Raw genomic sequence first — 17,447 nt, forward strand, 5'->3', positions numbered from 1 at the left:
CTGAAGGGGGCGGCGCTCGCCGCCATGGGCGCGGCCGTCGGCGCGGCCATCCCTTTCGCGCGGCACGCGCCGGCAGGCTTCGTGCCGGCCGCGCTCGCGCAGGGCGCGGCCGGGCCGCAATTCCTCCAGATGGAGGGCAAGGCGCGGCTGATCCTGCAGGGCGAGCGTCCGCTCAACGCTGAGACGCCCGAGCACCTGCTCGATGACGACGTCACGCCGGCGGCGAACTTCTTCATCCGCAACAACGGCTCGGTGCCCGAGCCCGCCGCCGATCCGCGCGCGTGGAAGATCACGATCGACGGGGAGGTGAACAGCCCGCTCGAGATCACGCTCGGCGACCTCGAGCAGCGCTTCGAACTGGTAACTCGGCGGCTGCAGATGGAATGCGGCGGCAATGGCCGGTCCGGCTTCACGCCCCAGGCGGCCGGGAACCAGTGGGGCAACGGCGCCGTGTCCAACGCCGAATGGACGGGCGTGCGCCTGCGCGACGTGCTGCGTGCCGCCGGCATGAAGGAAAGCGCGAAATTCACCGGCCATCATGGCGCCGACAGCCACCTCTCGGCCCAGGGCCCCGCGATCAGCCGCGGCATGCCGATCGAGAAGGCGATGGACGAGGACACGCTGATCGCCATCGGCATGAACGGGCAGCCAATCCCGCAGATGCACGGCGCGCCTGTCCGCCTGCTGGTGCCGGGCTGGCCGGGCTCGCTAAGCCAGAAATGGTTCACGCGGATCGAGGTGAAGGCCACGCCGCACACGGGGCGCGGCATGGGCGGCACATCCTACCGCGTGCCCGTCCGGCCGATCGTGCCGGGCAGCCGCAACAACGGCGCGGATTTCGTCGACATGACGAGCATGCCGGTCCGCTCGGTCCTGACCAGCCACGCGCATGGGACGCGCCTGCCCGCCGGGACGCGGAGCCTCGACATCCGCGGCCAGGCCTGGGCGGGCGACCTGGCCGTCGGCGCGGTGCATGTCTCGACCGATTTCGGCGCGACCTGGCAGATGATGGCCGTGGCCGCCCCGCCCAACCGGCATTCCTGGCAGCGCTGGAGCGGGCGGATCGCCCTACCCTCGGACGGCTATTTCGAGATCTGGTATCGCGCGACCGACAGCCAGGGGCGGATGCAACCGCATGCCGCGGCGAACTGGAACCCGCAGGGCTACGGGGCGAACCCGATCAGCCGCGCGGCCATCCTGGTCGGCTGATGCGCGGCCTTGCGATGCTGGGGGCCGGCCTGCTCGTGGCCGGCTCCGTCGCCTTTGCCCAGGATGCCGACCTCGCCCGGCGCCAGGCCGAGGCGGCGGCGGCGATGGCCGAGCGTGTCGAGGAGGAGACGGTGCTCGCCGAGGGCGAGGGCCGCGCCGAGACCTTCGCCTACTGCACCGTCTGCCACAACACGGCGCTGATCCGCCGGTCCGCCTTCAGCCGCGACCGCTGGGACGAGCTGATGGACTGGATGGCGGAAAAGCACGGCATGAACCCGATCGAAGGCGAGTTTCGCCAGGCCATCGTGGATTACCTCGCGGCGCATTACGGGCCGCGGCAGCAGGGGCCGCGCGGGGGAAACCCGTTCCTGAACTGAAGCCTGCCCCGGCATGGCGGGCGTTCGGCGCGCGGCGGGGGCATTGCCCCTGCCCTCTCCTGCTATGCTGCTTCGCCACAACCGGAGTCGCGCATGGCCTTCGTCATCGCCGTCGCGCAGCGCAAGGGCGGCGCGGGAAAATCCACCATCGCCGCGAACCTTGCGGCCGCCTATGCGGAAGCGGGGCAGCGCGTCGCGCTGCTCGACATCGATCCGCAGCGCAGCCTGGCGCGCTGGGACGAGTTGCGCGGCCGCGCGCGGAAGGCCCGCCCTCTGCATTTCGAGGCCCCGTCCGGCTGGCGCGTGCCCGGCATCCTCGACCGGCTGCGGCGGGAGAGCGACGTGGTCCTTGTGGACACCGCGCCGCATGACGACACGGATGCGCGCGTCGCGGTGCGCAGCGCGGACCTGGTGCTGGTGCCGCTGCAACCCTCCGCGGCCGACCTCTGGTCGATGGATGCGACACTCGACCTTGCCAAGAAGGAGGGGCGGCAGGTGATGCTCGTGCTGAACCGCGCGCCGGCCTCGGGGCGGCTGCTCGACCAGGTCCGCGCCGCGATCGCGGAACGCGGGCTGCCTCTGTTGCCGGCCGCGATCGGCAACCGCACCGCCTTTGCCCAGGCCTTCATGGCCGGGCTCGGCGCAGTGGAGGCGGCCCCCAAGGGCGTCGCAGCGGAGGAGATCCGCGCCCTTGCCGCCGCGCTGCGGGGCGCCTAGGGCTGCGACATGGCCAGCCTGATCTATGTGCTCCATCTCATCGCCGCCGTCCTTTGGGTGGGCGGCATGGCGTTCGCGATCATCGTCCTGCGCCCCGCGGCGCATGAGGCGCTGGAGGCGCCGCAGCGGCTCGCCCTGATGCAGGGCGTGTTCCGGCGCTTCTTTCTCGTTCTATGGCATGTTGTACCGATCGTGCTGCTCACCGGCTGGGCGCTGCTCGGCGGGTGGTACTGGGGCTTCGGCGCGAGCGTGTGGCACGTGCATGTGATGCACCTGACGGGGCTGGTCATGACCGGCGTGTTCCTCGCGGTCTTCCTTGGCCCCTGGCGCGGGATGCGCGCGGCACTGGCGGCGGGGGACCGGCCCGCGGCGGCGGCGGCGCTCGACCGGATCCGGCTCGGCGTGACGCTGAACCTCGGGCTCGGGCTGCTGACGGTCGCGGTTGCCGGCTGGGGGCGGTTCGGCGGATGAGCCGCATGCGCGCGAGCGGGGTCGAGATCGTCGAGGACGCCGCTCCGGAATTCGAGGCCGTCGGTGCGATCCAGCGCGGATTGCACGACTTCAACCAAGCGATGGGCGGCCCCTATGACCGGGAGCCGGTGACGCTGCTGGTGCAGGATGCCGAGGGCAAGACGCTCGGCGGGCTGCTCGGGCTGACCTTCTGGGGGTGGCTGTTCGTCGACTGGCTGTGGCTCAACCCTGACCTGCGCGGCCAGGGGGTCGGCGCGGAGCTGCTGGCGCGGGCCGAGGCGATCGCGCGGGAGCGCGGTTGCACCAACGCCTATACCGACACCTTCTCCTTCCAGGCGCCGGGCTTCTGGCAGAAGAACGGATATGCCGAGTTCGGCCGGCTCGAGGGCATGCCTGCCGGCCATGCGCGGGTGTGGTTCCGCAAGGCGCTCTGACGGCACCACGCGGCGCAAGCCTGTCTGGATTGTGAAAGTTCCGAAACGCGAGGGCGCGCTGCGTCAGGCGCGCATACGCACGCGATTCGTTGTGCGCGCGATGATCCGCGCGCCAGCGGCGCGCGTTGCGGAGCGGATGGGTGGGGCCGGGCGAGCGGCAAATTCGAGTGAACGAAAATTAATATTAGGGTTCTGTTAACGCCTTTTCACCCAGGCCGCGGGATTTAACCCACCCAGAACCCCCTGAAATCACCCAATTTTGAGTGATCTCAACTTTTCAGAAAATCCTGAAAATTCGCGATGCAATTGCAGATTGTCCGGGTAACAACCCGAGGTTGGTTGTCCCAATTGTGAGTTTTTTCTGAACTCTCGAACACGGAAGCGAGAAGTGCCGTATCGCTGCGTGTCATCTGTTCCAGTATGAAAGTTCCGAGCGGTTGTGCTCATGGAATTTTTCTACAACTGGTGCGTGTGACTTTGTCGGCCTTGGAGACGTTACATGGTCACGCTCGTCAAACACGATCTCGAATTCATCCTTCGTCAGATCAAGATTGCCGAGGCACATGCCGCGGGAACGGCTCTGACAGACATTCGCGTCGATGCGGCTGGCAATGTTGTTGGCGCAACCGACCCTGGTGCGCTCGCCATCAGCAACACTTTGCTGCCCTATGGCCTCCGTACTGTCGACGGGTCCTACAACAACTTGAACCCGGGCCGGGAACTCTGGGGCGCGTCAAACCAGCCATTCATTAACGTACTGACGACGCAGTACAGGAACGATCTGGACGGCGATTCGATCACCTTCGGTGCTGGCACGCCTGGCGCGGTCACGCTGAACAACGGCAACTACGACCCCAATTCCAATCCGAGCCCGCGCGACACGGTCGTCGATGCCGACCCGCGCATCATCAGCAACCTGGTCATCGACCAGACCATCGAGAACCCGGCCGCGGTCTCCGCCGGCCTCGCGCATGCCGGCCTGACCGGCCAGGCGCTGACGGACGCGCTGGCCGCCGTGATGGCGGCGCCGATGGTGGACCCCGACGGCACGGGCGAGATCAAGGACCGCAAGACTGTCCTCGAGAGCTACGGCGTCGTCGTGAACACGACGGTCAATTCCGGCCAGAACGCCCACACCGTCTACCTGCCGAACGTCGCGCCGGACGAGGGCCTGTCCGCCCCCTACAACTCCTGGTTCACCCTGTTCGGCCAGTTCTTCGACCACGGCCTCGACCTGGTGAAGAAGAACAGCGAGAGCGGCACTGTCTACATCCCGCTCCAGAAGGATGATCCGCTCTATGTCGAGGGCGCGGCCACGAACTTCATGGCGATGACGCGCATCGACCAGACCGAGCCGAACAACCTCACGACGCCCTTCGTCGACCAGAACCAGACCTACACCTCCCACGCCTCGCACCAGTTCTTCCTGCGCGAATACGTGTCGGTGGACGGCAAGCCGGTCGCCACGGGCAAGCTGCTGGAAGGCGCCAAAGGCGGCCTGGCGACCTGGGGTGACATCAAGGCCCAGGCGCGCGAGGTGCTGGGCATCAACCTGACGGATGACTTCGTCGGCAGCGTCCCGCTGGTGAAGACCGACCAGTACGGCAACTTCGTGCCGGGCGCGAACGGGATGCCGCAGGTCGTCATCCTCGTGGAGACGCCGGCCGGCTCGCGCAACTTCGTTGAGGAACTGCGTTCCGGCGCCCCGGGCGCGCCGCTCGACATCTCGGGCGCCGCGCGCATCGCCAACGCCTTCCTCGACGACATCGCGCATGACGCCGTGCCGGTGATCATCGGCGGCGCGCTGGCCGCCGATGCCGACGACATCGCGGGCAACCGGATCACGCTGAAGGACCAGCGCGGCCAGAACCTCGAATACGACAACGAACTGCTGGACGCCCACTTCATCACCGGCGACGGGCGCGGGAACGAGAATATCGGCCTGACCGCCGTGCACCATGTGTTCCATTCCGAGCACAACCACCTGGTCGAGCAGGTGAAGCTGCGTGCGCTGGAATCGGGCGACATCGCCTTCCTGAACGACTGGCTGCTGAGCGACCTGCCGGCCGACACCGTCCTGCCCGCGGCGACCGACACCGCCGCGCTCGAGGCGTTGGCCGGCACGCTGAACTGGGATGGTGAGCGCCTGTTCCAGGCGGCGCGCTTCACGAACGAGATGCAGTACCAGCACCTCGTCTTCGAGGAATTCGCCCGCAAGGTGCAGCCGGACGTCGACGCCTTTGTCTTCAACGCCTCGATGGACATCGACCCGGCGATCTTCGCCGAGTTCGCCCATGTGGTGTACCGCTTCGGCCACTCGATGCTGAACGAGACGGTCGATCTGGTGAGTGCCACCGGCCAGAAGACCTCGATGGACCTGTTCACGGCCTTCCTCAACCCGATCGCCTTCGACAGCAACGGTACGGTCAGCCACGAGGAGGCGGCGGCGGCCGTCGTCCGCGGCATGACGGCGCAGGTCGGCAACGAGATCGACGAGTTCGTCACGGACGTGCTCCGCAACCAGCTGGTCGGCATCCCGCTCGACCTCGCGGTGCTGAACATCGCCCGCGGCCGCGACGCGGGCATCCCGGCCTTCAATGAAGCGAGGCGCCAGTTCCAGGAGATCGCGCAGGGCGACACCCAGCTCAACGCCTACACGAGCTGGTCCGACTTCGCGGTCAACATGAGGAACCCCGCTTCCATCGTGAACTTCATCGCGGCCTATGGCACGCATGAGACCATCACGGGCGAGACGACGGTCGACGGCAAGCGCGCGGCGGCGATGAAGCTGGTCTTCGGTGGCGATGGCGCGCCGGCCGACCGTCTCGACTTCCTCAACGCGCGGGGCGCCTATGCCGGCGGCAGCCTCGGCGGCCTCGAGGACGTCGACCTCTGGGTCGGCGGCCTGGCCGAGAAGAAGATGCCCTTCGGCGGCATGCTCGGCTCGACCTTCTCCTTCATCTTCGAGCTGCAGCTGGAAAACCTGCAGAACGGCGACCGCTTCTACTACCTCTCCCGCGTTCAGGGCCTGAACCTGCTGAACGAGCTGGAGAACAACTCGCTCGCCAAGATGGTGATGAACAACACCACCCTGGGCGATCAGGACTACGCGCTGCCGGGCGACATCTTCTCCACGCCCGACCACACCTTCTACGTCGACCCGGCCAAGCAGGCCGTGTTCGGCACGCCCGAGCCGCTGGTCGATGATCCGACCCTCGCCGCCATGGGCGTCGGCGGTGTCGAGCGCGACACGAACTTCATCCGCTACAATGGCGCCGACCACATCGTCGTCGGCGGCACGGACGGCAACGACACCATTATCTCCGGCGGCGGCGACGACGCGCTCTGGGGCTTCGACGGCAATGACCGGCTCGAGGCGGGCGACGGCGTGGACAAGGTCCATGGCGGCAAGGGCGACGACATCATCACCAACAACGCGACGCCGATCGGCGAAGTGGACATGCTGCATGGTGAGGAAGGCAACGACGTCATCCATGGCGGCCATGGCCTGGCGCTGATCTTCGGCAACCAGGGCCAGGACGCGATCATCACCGGCCCCGACGGCAAGGAGGCCTTCGGCGGCACTGAGAGCGACTTCATCCTCGGCGGCGAGGGCGGCGACTTCCTCCTCGGCAACGAGGGCGACGACTGGATCGAGGGCGGCAACGGCTTCGACGTGATCGCCGGCGACAACTCGGAGCTGTTCTTCAACTCCTCGATCATCGGCCACGACGTGATGTTCGCCGGCCAGAACGAGAACGACTTCGACGCAGAGTCCGGCGACGACATCATGGTCCAGGGCGAAAGCGTCATGCGCAGCGAGGGGATGTGGGGCTACGACTGGGCCAGCCACAAGGGCTTCAGCCGCGGTGCGGATGCCGACCTGACAGTGCCGATCTTCACGACCGACCAGGCGGAGACCCTGCGCAACCGCTTCGACCAGGTTGAGGCCCTGTCCGGCTCCAACTTCGCCGACGTCCTGCGCGGCGACAGCCGGAGCAGCCAGAACGCTCCCGAGGTTCCGGGCGCGGTCGAGAGCCAGATGCTCAACAATGAGCTGACCCAGGCCGGCGTTAACCGCATCGACGGGCTGCGGGAACTGATGGGCAACTTCGTCGCGGCGGCGCCGACCACGGGCGACCTCGAGAAGGTCATCGCCTTCGACCGAGGCAACATCCTGCTCGGCGGCGGCGGCGCGGACACGATCGAAGGCCGCGGCGGCGACGACGTGATCGACGGCGACGCCTGGCTCGACGTGCAGATCAAGGTGGACCTGCCGGGTACGGAGAACGACCTCTTCGTCGACAGCCTGACCCAGATCCAGGCCGCCCTGCTGAGCGGCGCGATCAACCCGGGCCAGCTCAGCATCGTCCGCAGCATCCAGTACGCGCTGCCCTTCACCCTGGATCCGACCCGCGCGATCGACACCGCCGTCTATACGGGCAACCGCGCGGACTACGACTTCAGCATCAACGCCGATGGGTCCTGGACAGTGGCGCATACCCGCGGCACGCAGACGGACGGCACCGACCGGCTGCTGCACATCGAGCGGCTGCAGTTCGCCGACGGCGCCTGGGCGCCGCCGAATGCGACGCTGACGCTGAGCGACCTGACGCCGACGGCGACGCGGATGCTGACCGCGACGCTGGTCGAACCTGACGGCTTCCAGGGCGGCGTCGCGCCGACCATCGTCTGGGAGATCCGCAACGGCAACGGCCCCTGGACGCAGGTGGCCACGGGCGAGACCTTCACGCCGCCGGCGAACATCGGCGGGGTGGGCAACTTCCTGCGGGTCAGCGCAACCTACGTGGACGCGCTGGGCGTGCAGGAAACGGTGTCCGTCACTTCGACCAAGGCGATCGGCGGCGTCTTCAACGACACCGCGGCCTCGAACACGATCATCCTCGGCGATGCGGACAACATCGTCCTCGGCAACGGGGGCAACGACACCGTCATGGGCAACGGCGGCAATGACTCGATGGATGGCGGCGACGGCAACGACCAGCTCTGGGGTGGTGTCGGCGACGACCTGCTGATCGGCGGCGCGGGCAATGACTCGCTCGGCGGCTGGGCCGGGGTGGATACGATGGAAGGCGGGACCGGCAACGACACTTACTATGTCGGCAACGCCGCCAGCATCCTGACCGAGGTCGCCGCCAATGGCGGCACCGACCTGGTGGTGACGAACCTCAGCGCCTTCACGCTCGGGGCCCACTTCGAGAACCTCACCTACAGCAACGGGAACGGCAGCTTCGCCGGCACGGGCAACGAACTCGGGAACCGGATCACCGCCGGAAGCAGCTCGTCGGCCACTTTGTCAGGCCTTGGCGGCAACGACACGCTCGAGGGCGGGAACGGCAACGACTCGCTGCTGGGCGGGGAAGGCAACGACTCGCTGACCGGCGGGACCCTCGGCAATGACACGCTGGACGGTGGCGTCGGCGCGGACGTGATGAGCGGCGGCCAGGGCAACGACACCTACTTCGTCGACAATGCCGGCGACGTCGTCACTGGCGAGATCCTGAACCTTGGCATCTTCGGTTCCTTCAACCTCGGGACCGACACGGTCATCACGACGCTGACGACCTACACGCTTGGTACCTTCATCGAGAACCTGACCTACTCCGGCACGGCAAACTTCACGGGCTCCGGCAACGGTTTGGCGAACGTGATGATCGGAGCTGCAGGGCAGGACTCGCTCTCGGGCGGCGCCGGCAACGACCTGCTCGACGGCGGGGCGGCGAACGATCGTCTCACCGGCGGCACCGGCGCGGACCTGTTCCGCTTCGGCGCCAACTTCGGCGATGACGTCATCACGGACTTCGTCGCCGCAGGCACCGGCCAGGACCGCATCGACGTCCGCGGCCTGGGCCTGACGGTGGCAGATTTCGGCACCGCCATCACGGTGGCCGACAGCGGTGCCGGTGCCGTCATCTCCATGGCCGGTGGAACCGTCACGCTGACGGGCATCACCGCGGCCAACATCACCACGACCGACTTCATCTTCTCCTGACGCGACAGGGCCCCGGGGCAACCCCCCGGGGCCCATCGCCCTGCACGCTCAGCGCTTCACGCCGAGCGTGACTTCCCGGTGCCAGATGTACAGCCCGGCCCCGACCAGCACCCCGATCCCCGCGAAATCCCACCCATCCGGCAGTTCCGCCCAGATGAAGGCGCCCAGCGCGGTGGTCCAGACGATCCCGGCATACTCGAAGGGCGCCAGCAGCGTCGTCTCCCCGCTGCGATAGGCGCTCGTCATCAGCACCTGCGCCAGCGCCGAGACCGACCCGATGGCGAACAGCAACGCCCATTGCAGCGGGCTCGGCCAGACCCAGACGGGCACGGAGGCGATGCCTGCGATGACCGCGGAGCCCGCGGCGAACCAGAAGACGATCGCGACCGAACTCTCCCCGGCCTCCCCCATCCGCCGGATCGTGATCATGGCCAGCGCCCAGCCGACCGAACCCAGCAGGCAGAGAAGGACGGCAAGCCCTTCCCCCCTCAGCCCCTCGGAACCTGGCCGGACCATCAGCAGGACGCCCGCGAAGCCGACCAGCACGGCAAGCCCCCGTCGCCAGCCGACGCGTTCGCCGAGCAACGGAACCGACAGGACCGTCAGGAACAGCGGCATGGTGAAGCCGAGCGCCGTGACCGTCGCGAGCGGCAGGTGCACGTAGCCGTAGAAGGCTCCAACCATGCCCATGAGGCCGAACAGCGTGCGCGCCGCGTGGCTCATCGGGTTGCGCGTGGCGAGCGCCGTCCAGCCGCCGCTCGCCATCACCACGGGCAGCAGCAGCGGGATGGCGAAAAGGTTGCGGAACAGGATCACTTCCGCGACCGGGATCCCGGAGCCGATCGCCTTCGCCGCGGCCGCGGCCAGCGCGAAGGTGGCCGAGGCGATCAGGACCAGAAGGATGCCCCGCCGCTGGGCGCGCGCCCGGGCGGCCGGGTCGGGCTGCGCGATGAGAGGGTCTGGGGTCATGGACGTTTCGGGGGCCGGAGGGTAGGGTCCGACGCGCATGAAGGCCAGACCTCCCAAGGCGAAGCCGATCCCCCCGCACCCGGACGTGACGCTGCTCTCGGACGAGGTTGTCTGGGATGGCCGCTTCCCGCTGCAACGCATCCGCTTCCGAAAGCGCCGCTTCGATGGCGGGGAAAGCGGCGTGCAGACCTGGGAGTTGTGGCGCCGCGGCTTCGCGGTGGCCGTGCTGCCCTGGGATCCCTGGCATGACCGCGTCGCGCTGATCGAGCAGTTCCGCCTGCCCGCGCTGGCGGCGGGGCTCGAGCCGCTGATGGTCGAATGCCCCGCCGGGCTGATGGAGGAGGGCGAGGACCCGATCGAAGCCGCGCGGCGCGAGGTGCTGGAGGAAACCGGCCTGGCGCCGGACCGCTTCGCCTCCCTCGGCCGCTACATCCTGAACCAGGGTGGGTCCGACGAGACGATCAACCTCTTCGTCGCGCGCGTGCGCCTGCCCGAGGAAGGTCTCGCCGGCCATCATGGCCTCGAGAGCGAGCATGAGGATATCCGCCTGACGGTGCTGCCGGCAGAGGAGGCGATCGCGATGCTCGACGACAACCGCATGTGCAACGCGACCGGCGCGCTCTGCCTGTCCGGCTTCGCGCGGCGCCGCGCGGCCCTGATCGAAGACTGGAAGGACTGAATGGCGACGGAACTGGCCTATCGAGACGATGCCTATGCACGTGAGATCGCCGCGCGCGTGATCGCCGCGACGCCCGAGGGCATCGTCCTCGACCGCACCAACTTCTACGCGCGCGCCGGCGGACAGCCCGGCGATCTCGGCGCCCTGCGCTGGGCGGGCGGGGAGATGGCAGTGGCCGACACGCTGAAGGGGCCGGAGGACACGGTGCTGCACCTCCCCGCCCCAGGCGCCGCGCTGCCGCCGGTGGGCGCGGAGGTCACGGCCATACTCGATTGGCCGCGGCGCCACCGGCTGATGCGCATGCACACGACGCTGCACCTGCTGTGCAGCCTGATCCCCGGCGCAGGGGTCACCGGCGGGCAGATCGGCGCCGACAAGTCCCGGCTCGACTTCGACCTGCCGGACCCGCCGACCAAGGACGCGCTGACCGAAGGACTGAACGCGCTGATCGCCGCGAACCATCCGGTCACCGAGCGCTGGATCAGCGAGGAGGAACTCGACGCCAATCCCGGCCTGGTGCGCACCCTGTCGGTGCAGCCGCCGCGCGGGTCGGGCCGCATCCGCCTCGTGCGCATCGGGCCCGAGGAGGCGCCGGTCGACCTCCAGCCCTGCGGCGGGACGCATGTGCGCGCGACGGGCGAGATCGGCCGCGTCGAGGTGGCGAAGATCGAGAACAAGGGCCGCGCGAACCGGCGCGTGTCCATCGTGCTGGTCGGGGAGTGACGCGCATGGAGATGCTGGTCTCGACGGAATGGCTCGCGGGGGAACTCGGCAAGCCCGACCTGCTGGTGTTCGACTGCTCCACCTTCCTGCCGAACGAGCCGGGTAACAAGCACGACGCCTTCCGGGCCGCGCGCATCCCGGGTGCCAGGATGTTCGACATCGACGCCATCGCGGACAAGGAGACCGATCTGCCGCACATGGTGCCGACGCCGGCCGCCTTCGCGCGGATGGCGGGCGCGCTCGGCATCTCCAACGGCCACCGCATCGTCTTCTACGACCAGCACGGGCTGCGCTCCTCGCCGCGCGGCTGGTGGATGATGCGGCTGTTCGGGCATGACCGCGTGGCGGTGCTCGATGGCGGACTGCCGGCCTGGGTGAAGGAAGGCCGCCCGACCGAAAGCGGCGAGGCCCCTGCCCCCGCGCCCGCGACCTTCGTGGCGGACTTCCGCGCCGGGATGCTGGCGGGCATCGGCGACGTGAAGCGGATCGTCGCGGATGGTTCCGCGCTGGTCATCGACGCGCGCGCGAAAGGCCGCTTCGACGGCACGGCGGCGGAACCGCGCGCCGGCCTGCCTTCGGGGCACATGCCCGGCGCGGCCAATGTGCCGGTTACCGAGATGGCCGGCGCCGATGGCCGCATGAAGGACCCGGCGGCGCTGCGCGCGATCTTCGCTGCGGCGGGGGCGACGGGCGGCAGGCCGGTCGTCACCTCCTGCGGATCCGGCGTCACCGCCTGCGTGCTGGCCTTCGGCCTGGTGCGCGCGGGCCTGCCGGAACCCGCCGTCTATGACGGCTCCTGGACCGAATGGGCGTCCCGCCCGGAAACCCCGAAAGAGAAGAGCGCCTGAGATGCCCGACGATTCCGCCAAGCCGCCGCACGCCGAGCATCGTTTCGCGACGCGCATGTCCCATGCCGGCCGCGCCGGCACGCGCGTGCATGGCTTCGTCAACCCGCCGGTGCATCGCGGATCGACGGTGCTGCACCCGGATTGCGAAAGCCGCCGGACCTTCTCGAAGGACCGCTTCAACCGGGTGATGACCTACGGCACGCAGGGTGGCCCAACCCAGTACGCGCTGGAGGACGTGATCTGCGAGATCGAGGGCGGCACGCGCTGCACCCTCGTCGGCACGGGCCTCGCCGCGGTGACGGTGCCGCTAATGGCCTATCTCAAGGCGGGCGACCATTGCCTGATGCCGGACAGCGTCTATGGCCCGGCGCGCAACATCGCCAACGGGCTGCTCGCCAACTACGGCATCGAGACCACATTCTACGACCCGGCGATCGACGAGGCCGGCATCGCCGCGCTGATGAAGCCGAACACGAAGGTGCTCTACACCGAGAGCCCGGGCAGCCACACTTTCGAGCTGCAGGATATCCCGGCGCTCGCCCGCGCCGCGCATGTGCGCGGCGCCAAGGTGCTGATGGACAACACCTGGGGCATCCATCACTTCCAGCCCTTCAAGCACGGCGTCGACGTGTCGATCCAGGCGCTGACGAAATATGTCGGCGGGCATTCGGACGTGCTGCTCGGCTCCATCACGGTGGCCAGCGAGGAAGACCACCTGATCGTCCGCGGCGCGGCGTCCCAGATGGGGCATTTCGCCGCACCCGACGATTGCTGGCTGGCGCTGCGCGGCGCGCGGACCATGCCGGTGCGCCTGCGCCAGCAGGAGGAAAGCGGGCTTGCAGTCGCCCGCTGGTTCGAAGGCCGGCCCGAGGTCCAGCGCGTGCTGCATCCCGCCCTGCCCTCGCATCCGCAGCACGCCCTGTTCAAGCGCGACTTCACCGGCGGCTGCAGCCTGTTCGGCGTGGTGTTCCAGCCGCGCTACGCGGAGGCTGACATCTTCCGCTTCATCGATAGCCTGGCGCTGTTCGGCATCGGCGCCTCCTGGGGCGGCTATGAGAGCCTCGCCCTGCCGACGACCGGCTTCATCACGCGCACCGCGACCAGCGCCGACCTCGGCGGCTACACGGTGCGCATCCATATCGGGCTCGAGGATGTGGCGGACTTGATCGCCGACCTCGAGTGCGGCCTGGCGACCCTGCCGACGTAACGCGGCCGCCGGCCCGGGCGCGTGGCCCGGGCCGGGGGCGTCCTTCAGCGGCTCTGGTTCGAGCGGCCGATCGCGTAGCCGGAGGCGCCGCCGACACCGGCACCGATCAGCGCGCCCCAGCCTGCATTGCCGGAGAGCGACCCGAGCGCCGCGCCGCCGAGCGCGCCGATCCCGGCACCGGTCGCGGTGGCACGCTGCGTGTCGCTCATCCCGGCGCAACCGGCGAGGCCGAGGCCCAGCGCCAGCACGGCGCCCAGGCGAAGGGTCTTGTGCTTCGTCATCATCGTTCTCCTTCCTCTCAGCGCCGGCGCGCAGCCGGCCGCGGGCAGGGATAGGTCGCGGCGGCGTAGCGCAGCGCGCCCTCGACCGCGCGGGTCCCCGCATGCTGCTGGTTCGCCGCGACCCAGGCGACGAAGCCGGATGCCACCTGTTCGAGCGACGGCGACGGGTTCGGCATGCAGAAGGCCGGGGGCGCGGCGCGCGGCCCGGTCGTGTACATCGCATGCGCCTGGCCAACGGTGACGAGCACCGCATAGCAGACGGAACGGGACGCAAGGGCGTTCGCATCCCCTTCCGACGGGCCGCAGGCCCGCGCAAGTTCGGCGGTGGTGAACAGCGGCGGTGCTGTTCCCTGCGCCGAGGCGGGCGCTGCCATCGCCGCAAGCGCAAACATGCCCGCACCGAACAGGCGCGGGATCGATCCTAGACTCATGGCAGGTCTCCTTCCCCGAGGGACTCGCCGACGCTGCGCGGCGGTCCGCTCAAGCATCCGTGAATGGACATGCAACATCAAGGAGGAAGGGAAGATGCGCGGGCCGGCGGAATGGCGCGTCAGGCCGCGGCACACCGCGCACAGACCCCTTCGACCTCGACCGTCGCCTCCGCCACGCTGAAGCCCGCGCGCGCCGCCGCCGCCTCGATCGCGTGGGTGACGGCAGCGTCGCCGATCTCGAGCGTCGTACCGCAGCGCCGGCAGATCAGGAACTGGTGCGGATGGTCGTGCTCATGCGCATGGCCGTGGCCCGCATCGCTGCAGCCGATATAGGCGTTGAGCCGCTCGACCTTGTGGATCAACCCGTGCTCGAGCAGGAAGTCGAGCGCGCGATAGACGGTCGGCGGCGCCGCACCCGGCCGGCTCGCCTTCAGGCGATCGAGCAGCGCATAGGCGCCGACGGGGGCCTCGGCCTCGAGCACGAGCTCAAGCACCTGCCGGCGCAGGGGCGTGAGTTGCGCGCCGCGGCGCAGGCACGCGGCTTCAGCCTCCGCCAGCGCCTTCTGCCGTGCCGCGCCATCCGCCATTGCCGAACCTCGATTCCGCCAGAGACGGACACTATAACATGAGCATGCCGGATAATGCCTCGCCGCCGACCGACGCCGCCATCGCCGCCTTCATGGCCGCCCTGCGGTTCGATGCCGCCGGCCTCGTGCCCTGCATCGCGCAGCAGCACGATACCGGCGAGGTGCTGATGGTCGCCTGGATGAACGCGGAGGCGGTCGCCGAGACGCTCGCGACGGGCCGGGTCTGCTATTTCTCCCGCTCGCGCAGCGGTCTTTGGCGCAAGGGGGAGAGTTCGGGGCAGGTGCAGCGCCTCATCGACCTGCGCCTCGACTGCGATGGCGACACGCTGCTCGCGCTGGTGGACCAGCACGGCGTCGCCTGCCACACCGGCCGGCGTTCCTGCTTCTACCGGGCGCTGCGCGACGACGCGCTCGCGAGCATCGCCGAGCCCGCGGTGGACCCGAAGGCGCTCTACGGCGGATGATCCGGCGGAAGATCCCGGTCACGGTGCTGACCGGCTTCCTTGGCACCGGCAAGACGACGCTTCTCAACCGCCTGTTGAAGCACCCGGCGATGGCCGGCACCGCGGTGCTCATCAACGAGTTCGGGGAGGTCGGGCTAGACCATCTTCTCGTGGAGCGGCTCGACGGAGATACGGTGCTGCTGCAGGCCGGCTGCATCTGCTGCACCGTGCGCGGCGACCTGGTGCGCGCGCTCGGCGACCTCGCCCTGCGGGCCGAGGCGGGGCAGGACATCCGCCGCGTGGTGATCGAGACGACAGGCCTCGCTGATCCTGCACCGATCCTCCAGACGCTGATCTCCCACCCGCTCATGCTGACCGCGTACGAACTCGACGGCGTGGTCACGCTGGTCGATGCCGTGGCGGGCGGCGTCACGCTGGATGGGGAAGCCGAGGCGGTGAAGCAGGCCGCGATGGCCGACCGGCTCGTGCTGACCAAGACCGACCTCACGGACAAGGATGCGATCGCGCGGCTGGAGGCGCGTCTGCGCATCCTCAATCCCGTCGCACCGCTGCTGCGCGCCGTGGCGGGCGATGTTGCGCCGGAGGCGCTGCTTGGTGCCGGCCCCTTCGCAACGGAGGGCCGCATCCCCGCCGTTGCCGCCTGGCTCGCAGCGGAGGCGCATGCGGACGCGCCGCCATCCGACACGCATCGCCATACCGGCGGGATCGAGGCCTTCGCCCTCATTTTCGACGATCCCCTGCCCTGGGAGGGTCTCGCGACATGGCTCGAGATGCTGACGGTGACGCGCGGCGACAGCCTTCTGCGCGTGAAGGGCCTGCTGAACATCGCTGGAGAAGCACGGCCCGTCATCGTCCATGGCGTGCAGCACAGCTTCCATCCTCCCGCGCGGCTTGCGGCCTGGCCGGAGGGCCACGATCGCAGGTCGCGCTTGGTCTTCATCACCCGCAACCTGCCGCGCGACATTGTGGCCGAAGGCCTGCACGCTTTTCTTGACGCCGCCCGGCAGACCGGCGATTTCAGGCGGGGGGTGAGCGTTCCGTTCCCGGCCTCCGGGGCGGGATGATTGTTTTTCGCGTGATGTGCCGGAGTCGTCGATGCGCCGCACCCTCCTGATCGCGTTCCTGCTGCTGGGCGCCAGCCCGGCCCTGGCCCAGGTGGGCCAGCGCAGCATTCGCGACTGTCCCGATTGTCCCGAGATGCTTCCCCTTCCCGCCGGCACCTACACGATGGGCGTTCCGCGAGGGGAGGAGGAGCGCGAGGGCGTGCCTTTCGACCTGCGCGGCCGGTCCGAACCGCAGCGCCGCGTGACGATCGCCGCCGGCCTCGCGATCGCTCGCAATACGGTAACGCGCGCCGAGTACGCCGCCTTCGTAGCGGCGACCGGGCACCCGACCACGGAGGGATGCTGGTCCTTCGTGAACAGCGGCACGTCCTACGAATACCAGGAACGTCCAGGCCTGACCTGGCGTGCGCCAGGCTTCCAGCAGGCCGACAATCATCCTGTCGTCTGCGTGAGTTGGGACGACGCCAACGCCTATGCCGCCTGGATCTCCGGGCGTACCGGCCGGACCTACCGGCTGCCGTCCGAAGCCGAGTGGGAATACGCGGCGCGCGCCGGGACCACCACCTCCCGATACTGGGGCGAAGCGCAGGTCGCGGCCTGTGAGTTCGGCAATGTCGCCGACCTGTCCCTTGCCATGGCTCTCAACCTCGATCGCAGGCCGCAATTCACCTTCCGCTGCAACGACCGGCATGTCTACACGGCCCCGGTCGGCAGCTTCCGGCCGAACGCATTCGGCCTGAACGACATGCTGGGCAATGTCTGGCAATGGACCGCCGACTGCCTGAACCCGACGCTTGACGGCCAACTCGGCGACGGCGCCGCGCGCACCACGGGGGATTGCACGAGCCGCGGCATGCGCGGCGGCTCCTGGAGCCACCTGCCCTGGTATGTGCGCGCCGGCAACCGTGCCCGCGGCCAGGCGGCCGATCGCTACAGCTTCGGCGGCTTCCGGCTGGTGCGGGAGCGCTGATCC

17 protein-coding genes are annotated in these 17,447 nt (G+C 69.1%); 13 read left to right on the forward strand and 4 right to left on the reverse strand.

From position 1 onward, the window contains the following. The 6 genes from HW577_RS02085 to HW577_RS02110 form a co-directional block, all read left to right on the forward strand. Positions 1-1,209 (forward strand): sulfite oxidase (locus HW577_RS02085; RefSeq protein ID WP_198374396.1); only part of this gene is annotated, 1,209 nt, incomplete at its 5' end. Next, entirely contained in the window at positions 1,209-1,586 is a 378-nt protein-coding gene (locus HW577_RS02090; protein WP_198374397.1) for a hypothetical protein, read from the forward strand. The genes HW577_RS02085 and HW577_RS02090, both read left to right, overlap by 1 nt. 93 nt (positions 1,587-1,679) lie before the next feature. Then, on the forward strand, positions 1,680-2,303 hold the full coding sequence (gene parA, locus HW577_RS02095) for a ParA family partition ATPase (protein WP_198374398.1): 624 nt from the start codon (positions 1,680-1,682) through the stop codon (positions 2,301-2,303). Positions 2,304-2,312: 9 nt separating this feature from the next. Beyond that, positions 2,313-2,774, forward strand: coding sequence for a hypothetical protein (locus HW577_RS02100; protein WP_198374399.1), 462 nt, complete (start codon positions 2,313-2,315; stop codon positions 2,772-2,774). Between the two features lie 5 nt (positions 2,775-2,779). Further along, a complete protein-coding gene (locus HW577_RS02105) occupies positions 2,780-3,208 on the forward strand; it encodes a GNAT family N-acetyltransferase (RefSeq protein ID WP_198374400.1) in 429 nt (142 codons plus the stop codon). A gap of 499 nt (positions 3,209-3,707) precedes the next feature. Beyond that, positions 3,708-9,221 carry a peroxidase family protein gene (locus HW577_RS02110; RefSeq protein ID WP_198374401.1) on the forward strand — a complete coding sequence of 1,838 codons (5,514 nt, stop codon included), beginning with the start codon at positions 3,708-3,710 and terminating at the stop codon, positions 9,219-9,221. 48 nt (positions 9,222-9,269) lie between these two features. Here HW577_RS02110 and HW577_RS02115 read toward each other — a convergent pair whose 3' ends face one another. Continuing rightward, complete coding sequence (locus HW577_RS02115) at positions 9,270-10,190, reverse strand: DMT family transporter (RefSeq protein WP_198374402.1); 921 nt, start codon at positions 10,188-10,190, stop codon at positions 9,270-9,272. Between the two features lie 37 nt (positions 10,191-10,227). Between HW577_RS02115 and HW577_RS02120 the strand changes: the two genes are divergently transcribed. The 4 genes from HW577_RS02120 to metC are packed head-to-tail and all read left to right on the forward strand — an operon-like array spanning position 10,228 to position 13,647. Further along, positions 10,228-10,869 (forward strand): NUDIX domain-containing protein, encoded by a 642-nt coding sequence (locus HW577_RS02120; RefSeq protein ID WP_198374403.1) that lies wholly within the window; start codon positions 10,228-10,230, stop codon positions 10,867-10,869. After that, entirely contained in the window at positions 10,870-11,592 is a 723-nt protein-coding gene (locus HW577_RS02125; protein WP_198374404.1) for an alanyl-tRNA editing protein, read from the forward strand. Between the two features lie 5 nt (positions 11,593-11,597). Continuing rightward, positions 11,598-12,440 carry a sulfurtransferase gene (locus HW577_RS02130; RefSeq protein WP_198374405.1) on the forward strand — a complete coding sequence of 281 codons (843 nt, stop codon included), beginning with the start codon at positions 11,598-11,600 and terminating at the stop codon, positions 12,438-12,440. 1 nt (position 12,441) lies between these two features. Further along, positions 12,442-13,647 (forward strand): cystathionine beta-lyase, encoded by a 1,206-nt coding sequence (gene metC, locus HW577_RS02135; protein ID WP_198374406.1) that lies wholly within the window; start codon positions 12,442-12,444, stop codon positions 13,645-13,647. 44 nt (positions 13,648-13,691) lie between these two features. Here metC and HW577_RS02140 read toward each other — a convergent pair whose 3' ends face one another. The 3 genes from HW577_RS02140 to HW577_RS02150 form a co-directional block, all read right to left on the reverse strand. Next, complete coding sequence (locus HW577_RS02140) at positions 13,692-13,928, reverse strand: YMGG-like glycine zipper-containing protein (protein ID WP_198374407.1); 237 nt, start codon at positions 13,926-13,928, stop codon at positions 13,692-13,694. A 17-nt stretch (positions 13,929-13,945) separates the two neighbouring features. After that, a complete protein-coding gene (locus tag HW577_RS02145) occupies positions 13,946-14,359 on the reverse strand; it encodes a Rap1a/Tai family immunity protein (protein ID WP_198374408.1) in 414 nt (137 codons plus the stop codon). Positions 14,360-14,478: 119 nt separating this feature from the next. Continuing rightward, positions 14,479-14,946, reverse strand: coding sequence for a Fur family transcriptional regulator (locus HW577_RS02150; RefSeq protein WP_198374409.1), 468 nt, complete (start codon positions 14,944-14,946; stop codon positions 14,479-14,481). 44 nt (positions 14,947-14,990) lie between these two features. Here HW577_RS02150 and hisI point away from each other — a divergent pair, with 44 nt between their 5' ends. The 3 genes from hisI to HW577_RS02165 are packed head-to-tail and all read left to right on the forward strand — an operon-like array spanning position 14,991 to position 17,444. Further along, positions 14,991-15,410, forward strand: coding sequence for a phosphoribosyl-AMP cyclohydrolase (gene hisI, locus HW577_RS02155; RefSeq protein WP_198374433.1), 420 nt, complete (start codon positions 14,991-14,993; stop codon positions 15,408-15,410). Next, complete coding sequence (locus tag HW577_RS02160) at positions 15,407-16,474, forward strand: CobW family GTP-binding protein (protein WP_198374410.1); 1,068 nt, start codon at positions 15,407-15,409, stop codon at positions 16,472-16,474. Before hisI ends, HW577_RS02160 begins: the two co-directional genes overlap by 4 nt. A 31-nt stretch (positions 16,475-16,505) precedes the next feature. Beyond that, the gene (locus HW577_RS02165; RefSeq protein ID WP_198374411.1) at positions 16,506-17,444 is read left to right on the forward strand and encodes a formylglycine-generating enzyme family protein; all 939 of its coding nucleotides are present in this window, start codon (positions 16,506-16,508) and stop codon (positions 17,442-17,444) included. The last annotated feature ends 3 nt before the right edge of the window (positions 17,445-17,447 follow it).

Source organism: Neoroseomonas rubea, assembly GCF_016106015.1.
In the GTDB taxonomy this organism is placed as follows: Bacteria; Pseudomonadota; Alphaproteobacteria; order Acetobacterales; family Acetobacteraceae; genus Neoroseomonas; species Neoroseomonas rubea.

Coding starts and splice junctions, on each gene's coding strand:
- HW577_RS02090 (WP_198374397.1), top strand. CDS start 1,209: ATGCGCGGCCTTGCGATGCTGGGGGCCGGCCTGCTCGTGGCCGGCTCC.
- parA (WP_198374398.1), top strand. CDS start 1,680: ATGGCCTTCGTCATCGCCGTCGCGCAGCGCAAGGGCGGCGCGGGAAAA.
- HW577_RS02100 (WP_198374399.1), top strand. CDS start 2,313: ATGGCCAGCCTGATCTATGTGCTCCATCTCATCGCCGCCGTCCTTTGG.
- HW577_RS02105 (WP_198374400.1), top strand. CDS start 2,780: ATGCGCGCGAGCGGGGTCGAGATCGTCGAGGACGCCGCTCCGGAATTC.
- HW577_RS02110 (WP_198374401.1), top strand. CDS start 3,708: ATGGTCACGCTCGTCAAACACGATCTCGAATTCATCCTTCGTCAGATC.
- HW577_RS02115 (WP_198374402.1), bottom strand. CDS start 10,190: ATGACCCCAGACCCTCTCATCGCGCAGCCCGACCCGGCCGCCCGGGCG.
- HW577_RS02120 (WP_198374403.1), top strand. CDS start 10,228: ATGAAGGCCAGACCTCCCAAGGCGAAGCCGATCCCCCCGCACCCGGAC.
- HW577_RS02125 (WP_198374404.1), top strand. CDS start 10,870: ATGGCGACGGAACTGGCCTATCGAGACGATGCCTATGCACGTGAGATC.
- HW577_RS02130 (WP_198374405.1), top strand. CDS start 11,598: ATGGAGATGCTGGTCTCGACGGAATGGCTCGCGGGGGAACTCGGCAAG.
- metC (WP_198374406.1), top strand. CDS start 12,442: ATGCCCGACGATTCCGCCAAGCCGCCGCACGCCGAGCATCGTTTCGCG.
- HW577_RS02140 (WP_198374407.1), bottom strand. CDS start 13,928: ATGACGAAGCACAAGACCCTTCGCCTGGGCGCCGTGCTGGCGCTGGGC.
- HW577_RS02145 (WP_198374408.1), bottom strand. CDS start 14,359: ATGAGTCTAGGATCGATCCCGCGCCTGTTCGGTGCGGGCATGTTTGCG.
- HW577_RS02150 (WP_198374409.1), bottom strand. CDS start 14,946: ATGGCGGATGGCGCGGCACGGCAGAAGGCGCTGGCGGAGGCTGAAGCC.
- hisI (WP_198374433.1), top strand. CDS start 14,991: ATGCCGGATAATGCCTCGCCGCCGACCGACGCCGCCATCGCCGCCTTC.
- HW577_RS02160 (WP_198374410.1), top strand. CDS start 15,407: ATGATCCGGCGGAAGATCCCGGTCACGGTGCTGACCGGCTTCCTTGGC.
- HW577_RS02165 (WP_198374411.1), top strand. CDS start 16,506: ATGCGCCGCACCCTCCTGATCGCGTTCCTGCTGCTGGGCGCCAGCCCG.